At 69.8% G+C, this 9640-nt stretch carries 5 protein-coding genes; all 5 read right to left on the bottom strand.

Annotated features, from left to right (window positions below):
* Positions 1 to 2: 2 nt before the first annotated feature.
* The 5 genes from ACZ68L_RS17490 to ACZ68L_RS17510 all read right to left on the bottom strand — a co-directional run bounded on the left by ACZ68L_RS17490 (position 3) and on the right by ACZ68L_RS17510 (position 9473).
* Positions 3 to 1361: an ABC transporter substrate-binding protein gene (locus ACZ68L_RS17490; protein WP_469577689.1), complete on the bottom strand. Its 1359-nt coding sequence runs from the start codon at positions 1359 to 1361 to the stop codon at positions 3 to 5.
* A gap of 25 nt (positions 1362 to 1386) precedes the next feature.
* A complete protein-coding gene (locus ACZ68L_RS17495) occupies positions 1387 to 2658 on the bottom strand; it encodes an enolase C-terminal domain-like protein (RefSeq protein ID WP_469577690.1) in 1272 nt (423 codons plus the stop codon).
* Between the two features lie 285 nt (positions 2659 to 2943).
* Positions 2944 to 5772, bottom strand: coding sequence for a DOMON domain-containing protein (locus tag ACZ68L_RS17500; protein ID WP_469577691.1), 2829 nt, complete (start codon positions 5770 to 5772; stop codon positions 2944 to 2946).
* A gap of 79 nt (positions 5773 to 5851) precedes the next feature.
* A complete protein-coding gene (locus tag ACZ68L_RS17505) occupies positions 5852 to 7624 on the bottom strand; it encodes an alpha-galactosidase (RefSeq protein WP_469577692.1) in 1773 nt (590 codons plus the stop codon).
* A gap of 556 nt (positions 7625 to 8180) precedes the next feature.
* Positions 8181 to 9473 carry a cytochrome P450 gene (locus ACZ68L_RS17510; RefSeq protein WP_469577693.1) on the bottom strand — a complete coding sequence of 431 codons (1293 nt, stop codon included), beginning with the start codon at positions 9471 to 9473 and terminating at the stop codon, positions 8181 to 8183.
* Positions 9474 to 9640: the final 167 nt, after the last annotated feature.

Here is a 9640-nt window from a genome sequence, read left to right on the forward strand (position 1 = left end):
CGTTACTTGCCGACCGACTTGCGGTAGGCCGATGCCGAGGAGGACAGGAGGGTGTCGATGCTGTCGCTGCCGATCGGCTTCATCTTGTACAGATCGGGACCGCCCGCCTCGATGGGCGCCCCGACCGGGATCCACGGGTTGGTGAGCTGCGGGAAGGCATCACTCATGTGGCCGTTCAGCCAGTCCATCCAGGGCAGGCCGGTGTTCTGCAGCGCCGGCTGGGTGGAGATGGAGCCCGTCTGCTCCAGCCACTTCTTGTAGGTGTCGGGCTCGGAGAACATCGCGAGCCACTGCATCGCCAGGTCCTTGTGCGGCGCGGTGGTCGGAACGACCCAGGTGAGGTCCGGCTTGAACGCGACGCGGTTGGCCGCCGGATCATCGGTGCCCGGCAGGGCGAAGAACCCGAGGTTGAGCTTCGGGTTGGCCTGCTGGATGGTCAGCCCGTCCCAGGAGCCGTCGAGCAGGAACGGGTAGTTGTCGGCCTTCGTGGCCCAGACGCCGGGCGCGGTCTGCTGGGACACGCCCGAGGCATTGGGCTCGATGTACTGCATGATCTTGGTGTGCCGCTGCGAGATCTCCTTGTAGACCGGGTCGGTCCAGGACTGCGTGCCCTTCCAGAATGCGGTGGCCCGGTCCTCGGACACCTTGACGGACTCCGAGGGCTGGTGCCCCTTCATGATCATCTGATTCGCGATGCCCTGCCACACGCCGCCGTGCATGCCGCTCTGCGCGGACACGAAGATCGGTGTGATCCCGGCCTTCTTGAGCTTGTCGCAGGCGTCCAGGAATTCCTGGTACGTGGTGGGAACGGACAGGCCGTGCTTCGCGAGCAGGTCCTTCTTGTACCAGATCGCACCGGCACCGACGTACTCGGCGGCCATGACGCCGTAGACGCCGCCTTTGTATCCGACCGCTGCGGACTGGACCTGCGGGTCGTACTGCTTCATGAACGGCTGGTCCTTGAGGTCGGTCAGTTGACCGGATGTGATGAGTGCGGCCGCCCCTCCGGGTTTGAGGTTGGTGTAGTCGGGGGCGTAGCCCTGCTGGGTCGGGGGGAACTGGGCGAGGACATCGAGGGACTTGGACTGCAGCATGCTGTTCCACAGCTGCTGCCAGGCGCCGTTGGCGTTCGGGGCCGTCTGCAGTTTGACGGTGACTCCCGGATGCGCCTTCTCGAACTTGGCGTTGAGCTCCTTGGTGAACTCGACGGCGCCGGGGTTGGTCCACTCCGCGACGGTCAGCGTGACGTTCTGCTTCGCTCCACCGCCGCCGCTTCCGGAGGACGGGGTGGTGCAGGCGCCGAGGACCGTGGCCAGGCAGACGGACGCGGCGAGGATCGTGAAGGGTGTACGGGGTCTCATGGGTCGGGCTCCTTCGGGCGGTCGGTCAGGGGCGTTGGAGGGCACCGTCTGCTCGTCGCGGCGGCTTCCACACACCACCGGGGGCGGGGAACCGGGGCGGGTACTTCAGGGCAAGGCGTTCGTCGAAGTCGACGCCGAGTCCGGGTGCGGTGCTCGGCCACAGGTGGCCGCCGTGGATCTCGGGGCAGCCGGGGAACACCTCCCGCGCGGCGGCCCCGAACAGGTGCTGCTCCTGGATCCCGAAGTTCGGGCAGGCCAGGTCCAGGGCCAGGTTGGCGGCATGGCCGATGGGCGACACGTCACCGGGGCCGTGCCACGCGGTCCGCACGCCGAACAGTTCGCACGCGCCCGCGAGGCGCCAGGCCGGCGTGATGCCGCCGATGGCGGAGACGTGGACGCGGATGAAGTCGCACAGCCGCTCCTGGACCACGGGCCGGTACTCGGCGGGGTTGGTGAACAGTTCACCGATGGCGATGGGAGTCACGGTCCGGCTGCGCAGGGTACGGAGCCACTCGATGTCCTCCGGCGCGACCGGGTCCTCCAGATAGAACAGGTCGTACGGCTCCAGGTCCTTCGCGAGCCGCACGGCGTCGGTGGGGTGCACCCGTTCGTGGACGTCGTGGATCAACTCGACCTCAAAGCCCAGCTCCTGGCGCAGATGCCCGAACAACACGCCCACGGTGCGCCGGTACGCCGCCGGGTCCCAGGCGTTCGGGGTCAGGGGCGGGCGGGAGCCGACCGGGGCCGCGGCGGCCGGCGCCCCGTAGGTGCCCGCGCCGGGTACGGCCACCTGACAGCGCACGTGCCGGTAGCCCTGGGACATCAGGTCGCGTACCTCGTCGGCCACCTCCTCGGCGTCCCGCCCCTGGGCGTGCGCGTACAGGGGAACCGCGGTACGGCACCGGCCGCCGAGCAGCTGCCACACCGGGAGCCCTGCCTGCTTCCCCTTGATGTCCCACAGCGCCATGTCCACCCCGGACAGGGCGTTGTTGAGCACCGGGCCGGAGCGCCAGTAGCCACTGACGTGCAGGGTCGAGGCGATGTCGGTGATGTCGGCGGGGTCGCGCCCGATCAGCTGCGGCGCCAGGTACTCGTCGACCGAGGTGGCGACCGCCGCCGCCCGCTGGGTGAAGGTGGCGCAGCCCAGTCCGTACAGTCCGGGTTCGCTGGTGTCGACCCGCACGACGACGAGCGTCGTTCCGGCCGGTGCGGTGAGGATGGCCCGGACCGAGGTGATCCGGACGCCGGAGGGCTGCGCCCACGGCGGCTCGATGGGCTTGTCGGGGGTGTCGCTCACGGGTGTGGCTCCTGGTTCTGGCCGGCGCTCACCACGAGTGCGAGCGCCGGGCCGACGGGTACCGCTGGTCCACGCTGGGTCCGGTTCCTCGGTCGGGAATGCGGATCGTGTTCGTTCCGGTTCCTCCGCCGGGATCGCAGGTCGTCCTCGGTCCGGTTTCCGGTTCGTCGGTCCGGATTCCTGGCTGCGTGTGCGGGGTGTCGCGGGGGCGGGTGGGGAGTCCGGCATCGGGGACGCCCGGCCGCCGGACTCCCGCCGGGCGGCCGCCACGCAGGGCCCGGCCGCTCAGCGCCCGATGCCCCACCGGGTGTCGACGCGACCACCGGTGAACTGTGCGCCGGTGCCCCAGAACGGGGCGAAGTTGTAGCACCCCGACGTCGGGGGCTCCGACTGCGTCGTCCAGTAGGTGGCCCCGTGACCGGTCGTTCCGGCGTCCTGCACCTGGAAGGCGAACGTGGCCGGGGTGACGCCCCCCGGACGGGCGGCTCTCACCTGTGCCGCCAGTTCCGGAAGCTGGCTCCAGGCGAGGGCGATCTCGTATCTGGTCTGCTTGTCGGTGTCGTCCCTGGAGACGAGCACCCGGCCCTCGGTGCCGTCGGCGGGCTGCGCGTCCATCGGGCCGAGCGGTGTCGGGAGAACGGCATTGGTCGGGTAGAAGGTCTGGTAGTTGGTGCCGGGCGCCAGTTGCCGGTGCAGCTCGGAACGGCCGCCGGTGGCCAGGGTGGCGACGTACAGGTGCGAGATCGACCGCAGGCACTTCTCGTAGTGCGGGTCGCCGGCCAGCAGGTCCTCGGTCTTGTCGGCCGTGGCGTCGAAGGCCAGTTGGACGCTGTCCGCCTGGAACGGAAACTTGTACTCGTCGGCCGTGAACGCCGGGTTCGACACCTGGAGATCGTCTCCGACCAGGGCCCTGACATACAGGAAGGCATCGTCCCAGGCGGCCTGGAACGAGTAGGTCCTGCTGTCACCGGCGGCGGTCACGCTGGTCATCGTCACCGGGATGACATCGTTCCACTGGCTGGCGCTCCCGCCGACGCTGATGTGCCGGAACGGGAGATAGGCGACCTGGACGGTCTGCGATCCGCTCTGGTGGAAGCCCGGCCGGTGAGCCACGGTGACGTCGTATCCGACGGTGTACCGGTTCGTCGCGTCGGCATCGAGCTTCGTGACGGGGAAGGAGACGACGCGGGACTCCCCGGGCTTGATCCCGTTGACCGGCACCGTCCGCCGCCCCAGCCGCCAGCCCGCCGGCGGGGTGATCCCGAGCGAGACGTCCAGCGCCTTCGGCGTGACGTTCTCCACCCGTACGTCGATGGTGCTCGTCGAGTCCAGCGGCTTCACGAAGGACAGGGGGCTGACGTGCAGCGGCGTGGTGTAGTCGAAGCGCGCGCCCTCGGTCAGTGCCTTGCGGAGCGCGGCCGGTGACAGGTCGCTGTCGAAGTAGACGGCCTCCCACGGCTTCAGCGTCAGCGTGACACGGGACGACCTGCCGTCGGTGAGCCGGCGCCCGAGGTAGTCGTAGGCGCGGATGCCGCGGGCGTCGTTCAGGGTGAGGGTGCCGGTGTGACCGGCGCTCTGGTGCTCGTCGGTGCCGTCGTAGAGCTGGTCGGCGTAGACGGCGGCCCTGCCCTTGCCGTCCGCGCCGCGGAAGAGGAAGCCCCATGTGGACTTCGCGTCGGGGTACAACTCCTCCTGCAGCGCCGAGTCCTCCAGAAGGCTCGTCATCGTCGCGTAGGCGACCACCACGGGCCGCGGAGTCCTGGTCGTCGCGTCGTAGATGTTGAAGTCGTCGCCGGAGTAGCCCTTGTCGTAGGACAGGGAGAACCAGAAGATCCGGATGGAGGTGTCCTCTTCGGCACCGGCGAGCATGTGCAGCAGATAGGTGGGGGCCAGCGTCCGGGCCACCCCGTAGGCGGCCTCCTCGGGGGGCAGGTCGGCGAAGTTGTAGCGAGTGGCGGTGCCCAGCTCGGTCTGCCACTGTCCGGCGCGCCCCTTCGTCCGCGACCAGAGCTTGTCCATCTTGATCTGCGTCTTGGTCATCGCGTACTGCGTGGCGTCGGGGTAGCCGTAGGCGTGGTTGACCGAACCGTCGATGTAGCCGGTGTCCTTGGAGCCCTGGGCGTAGACGACGTCACGGTTGTACGAGACCGAGCCGCCGCCGATCAGGTTCACGTCCGGGTACTCCGGCTTCACGCGTTCCCAGATCATCCGGCACATGTCCCGGTAGTCCTGTGCGTCGCCGGTCTTCCAGGTCCAGCCATGGACCCACGGCTCGTTCCACAGCTCCCAGTTGGGGACCAGGTCCTGCAACGGAGCGATCGCGTGGTAGACCATCTCGACATGGGCGGCCATGTCCTTGGGCCGGTTCTGGTACAGCTTGAGCGGCTCGCCGTTCGGGCCCGGCTGGACGTTCCAGGACATGTTGTAGTTGATGCCGCCGAGGGTCTCGATGCCGTGCTCGTGCCAGTCGGCTATCTCGGCTCGGGCGACATCGATCTGGGGCTGCTGCCAGAACACACCCGCTTTCGGGGACACGGTGTCAGGCTGGACAGAGGCGATGCCCCGGGTCCACTTCACGCCGATGCGCTGCGCGATCTGCTTGGTGACTGCCGGGGTGGATTCCGGCCGGATGCCCATGCCGAACACCGACTGCGGACGCCGTCCGGCGACCGTGGGCCGGATCACGCCGAGTCCGACGGTCTGTGCGAGCAACTGCGCCCCGGCCGAGTCCGTGACGGTCGCGGTGACCAGGTAGTAGTCGGGGCCGAGCGGGCCGAGCGGGATCGTGACGGTGCTCGGGGCGCCCGCCGCCACCTCGAAGGGCTCCGTTCCGCTTCCGGGCATCTGGTTCCGGGCCGAGACGGACCAGGCGACGGTTCCGCTCAGCGCGGTGGGGCTGGTCACGGAGACCAGCAGGTCGGGGGTCGCCGGGGTGTCGCCGTCGACCGGGTAGAGCCCGGTCGGGTCGGAGAAGGCGAGGGTGACCGTGGGTCCCGCCGCCGCGGACTGCGGGGCGGCCGCTCCGGCGGCCTGGGCGCGCGGCGCCAGAACGCCGGTGGCCGCTGCTCCGAGGACGGTCGCCGCCCCCAGGCCCACGAGTGTGCGGCGGGACATCTCGCCGGGGGCCGGCGATTCCGCGGTGGTACGAGGACGTCGATCTTGGCTGTTCGACACGAGCGGACCTCTCCAGACGTCAGCGCGGGCAATCCGCGGGTGGCACCGGCCTGAGCACGCACAGACCGGAGGGGGGAACGGGGATCGAGTGCAGGCCGGGGCCCAGGGTCCGGACGGACGAACCGGCGGGCCGGCCGCAGGCGTCCGCGGCGTCCAGCCGGACCTCCACGGCACGGCCGTCGACGTCCAGGACCACATGCGCGGCGGCGGTGGAGTTGACGAGGGCGGTCTCGGTGAAGGCTTCGAGGCGCAGCGGGGCGACCCGGTGTTCGGCGTAGTAGGTGATCACGGCTCGCTTCCCGGCGCTCGCGATCACCGTCTGGTAGAGCTGGTCGGGCCGTCCCGCGCGGATCTCGCCGCGGGTGAGGACGTCGCGGTGGTCCCGCCAGAACCCGAGCCAGAAGGCCGTCATCGCGCGGTGCTCGGCGGACTGCGCGGCCAGTGGCACGGAGAGCTGCGGGGTCGCGTACAGGGCCGAGTGGAGTTGCCTGGCCGCCGTCTCCGCCGTCGCCCCGGGGTCCCACATCAGCATGTCCGAGTGGACGGATCCGGCCGCGGTGGCGGCGATGTCCAGCGTCCGCACCCGGTTGGCGGTCGCGTCGGCCGGGCAGTCCTGAACGCGCAGCAGGTTTCCGAAGCCGGCCATGCCCGGACCGGTGTAGGGCTGCCGGAGTTCGACGAGCAGTTCGTCGCCACGCAGTTCGCGCAGTCTCTCGCGCAACTCGGTCAGCAGCAACCGCATCGCCACGCCGATGTCGGTGCCGGCCCGGCCGTCCTCCTCCTGGGCGTGGAGCATCGCGAAATCCAGGAAGTCGATCTTCAGTCCGTCCAGACCGTAGCGGCGTACGAGGTCCACGCAGGCCTCGGTGACGAACCGTCTGACCTCCTCGTGGCGCGGGTCGAGGACACGGCACGAAAGGCGCGGCACGGCGTGCGGGGCGAACTCCTTCATCTTCTCGTGCGCCAGGGTGCGTTCGCCGAGCAGCAGCGGGGCGATCCAGGCCAGGTAGCGCAGTCCGAGGCCCTGAACGGTCTTGACGTGAGCGGCGAAGTCGGGGAATTTCGCCGGGTCCGGCGTCCAGTCGCCACTGCCGGAGTAGCCGGGGCCCTGGGCCCGTTGCTGCCAGCCGTCGTCCAGCAGCAGGATTCCGCAGCCGGCCTCGGCCGCGCGCGCCGCCTCGGCCTCCACGCGCGCCGCGTCCACGTCCCGGTGCAGGGAGTACCACGTCGAGTAGGCCGGAGTACGGGCCGCGTCCGGCGTGGGCAACGCGTCGCCGTCGCGGAGCCGGTGTGTCAGGGCCCGCATCGTGTCGGCGAAGGAGCGTCCCGGGGCCTGGACGCGTATGCGGCAGCTCTCTCCCGGACGCAGCTCCATGGCCAGCCAGACCCCGAAGCGGGCCGTGGCCTCCGCGACGCCGAACCGGATCCTGGTCGTCGCCGTGACCCGGTCGGACGTGAAGGCCAGCAGCGCCGAGCCGGCCGCGTCGTACAGGCAGCCCAGCGGCGCCGAGGCGACGAGGCCGACGCGGTGCCAGCCGCTCGCCCAGTCCGCGACCAGGTGCCGGTCCCAGCCGGCCGCCGGGTGCCAGTAGCCGACGGCGTCGCCGATCGGGACGTCCAGACGCAGCAGCACCGGTCCGGCCGGGCGGCCCCGAAGGTGGACCACCGCGCCGTCCTCGTCGTGCTCCACCTCGGGAGGCGACCCTCCGGTCAGCAGAGCGACCTCGACGCCGTGCACGTGGATCGCGTCATGGTCGGCCCACAACTGCGCCAGATCCATGATGTCGGCCATCTCCGGTTCCCTCCAAGGTTCGGGCCTTGAAACACAACGAGGTGAGACAACGTTGCCTAGCGATGCAGCACACTCGCTCGGGACACCTTCGCCTGCCTGAAGGTGCTGGCTTTACATCAGCAGCTTTCCCATCGACTTACGCGAGGATCGCCCCTGTTCAGATAGCCGATGGCAATGAACTAGGGCCGTCGACCAGTGCGACACGAGCTGTCCCGGCACAAGGCCGTAGTTGCCGCCCTCCGTGGGTCGGTTCTGAACCATAGCCAGTCGAGACAACGTTGCCTAGAGGTTGGGAGCGTGCCTCTCAGCCTCGCGCGCACTGCAGGGTGATCAAATAGGGTCGGCGTCGCCCTGGACTGGCAAACGGGTACGCCTACGCGTTATCGAGCCCGACGGCTGGACACCGTTCACGCGCTTCGCCGACCATGACGGGCGGCGAGGGAGCCGGCTGGATCTACCGCGGTCCGCCGCAAGCTACCGTGCCTGGACGAAGGAGCAAGCCGTTGCCAAGGGCGATGACTTCCGCTCCCGGTTGGCAGTCGGAACGGGACTGCCCTCAGCTGCGCAAGGTGGCACGCAGGCGCAAGCCGACAGGTGCGAGACCTTCCAAGGTGGCGACCCGGTAGCCGGGTTCCGGTCCGGGCGGCTCACTCAAGTGGTAGCGGCGGGCGGTCTGCGCAGTCAGGAGCGTCAGCATCGCCATGGCCAGAGCGGCTCCCTCGCAGCCGTGCGGCCCGGTACCGAAGGACAGGAATACTCCGGGTTTCGCCGACGAGCCCGAGTCATCGAGCCAGCGCTCGGGCTGGAACTGGTCCGGCTCGGGGTGTTCCCGTGCGTCGCGCTGCGCAGTGTAGGGGCAGACGAGAACGATGGACCCGGCGTCGATGGTGTATTCGGCGAGCTGAGTCTGTCGCTTGACGCGCCGGGTCAGTAGCCAGCTCGGGGGGAACAGTCGGAGCACCTCGCGTACCAGTGCCTGGGTGTATTGCAGGCTGTCGAGGTGGGTGCTGGTCGTCACGGCCGGATCCGCGGGCAGCAAGGCGGCCTCGGCCGCGACGCGGTCCGCCGCGTGGGGGTGCCGGGCCAGGTGGAGCAGGATCCATCCGGCTGCCCGGGACGGTGTCTCGAAGGTGGCGACGGTGATTCCGGGCAGAGTGTCGAGGATGGCCTCTTCCGGCAGCAGGCCGTAGTGGGAGGATGGCCGGAGCATCTGTCCCAGCATGTCGTCACCGAGCCGGCCCGATGAACGGCGCCGGCGGACGATGGGCCGCAAAGCGTTGATGAAGGCGACTTGCTGCCGTCTGCGGAACCGCCGTGCCGGTGTGGGGATCCAGCGCGGCCATACCCAGCGCGAGGGGCGTACCAGCGCCTCCCGGGCCAGGAAGAGCTGTGAGGCAAAGGGCAGCAGGGTGGGAGCGTCTTCGGAGAAGAGGTAGTGCACGCCGATCTCTGTCAGGGCGTGCCGGACCAGGGGCAGAATCTCGACGTCCTGACCCGTGGGCCACTGGTCAGGAAATCGAGCGGCCCTGGGCGCAATCTCACCGATCCGGGCTTCAACCGCCTGCGGGCGTAGTCCGCGCATGCGGGCGGCGTGAGCGTGCGCGCGCTCCTCAGGCGTCGGTGCTCCGCTCGACCGCTTCAATGGTGGGAAGAGAGGCGAGGGTGCCCTGGGGAAGTCCTGCGCGCGGCGCAGGACTTCTTCACACGGCCCGGCGGTAGCGGCTACGTAGACACCCGGCTCCAGCTGCCAGACGTCCCCGCACTCGTCCGCGCCGCGGCGCGCCAGTGCCAGCCGGTCGCGGGTCCAGGCCGCGAAGCTGCCTTCGGGCAACCTCGGTGGCTGATTCATTCGGCCCATGAGATCGTCCCTGACTCTTGTACCTGTCCAGGTCGATGTCGTCGGCAGCGCGGCCGGGGGTCGGGGGGGGGCCCCCGGGGGCCCCCCCCCCGGGGGTGAACCCCACGAATGGCCCGCGGTAAACAAACACAATTGGGGGCCGGAAGCCCCCCAGATTG

The organism is Streptomyces sp. NPDC104309, from assembly GCF_055584025.1.

Excerpts from the sequence above, each read along its gene's own strand:
- ACZ68L_RS17505 (WP_469577692.1), bottom strand. The coding sequence starts at position 7,624 with ATGGCCGACATCATGGATCTGGCGCAGTTGTGGGCCGACCATGACGCG.
- ACZ68L_RS17510 (WP_469577693.1), bottom strand. The coding sequence starts at position 9,473 with ATGAATCAGCCACCGAGGTTGCCCGAAGGCAGCTTCGCGGCCTGGACC.
- ACZ68L_RS17500 (WP_469577691.1), bottom strand. The coding sequence starts at position 5,772 with ATGTCCCGCCGCACACTCGTGGGCCTGGGGGCGGCGACCGTCCTCGGA.
- ACZ68L_RS17490 (WP_469577689.1), bottom strand. The coding sequence starts at position 1,361 with ATGAGACCCCGTACACCCTTCACGATCCTCGCCGCGTCCGTCTGCCTG.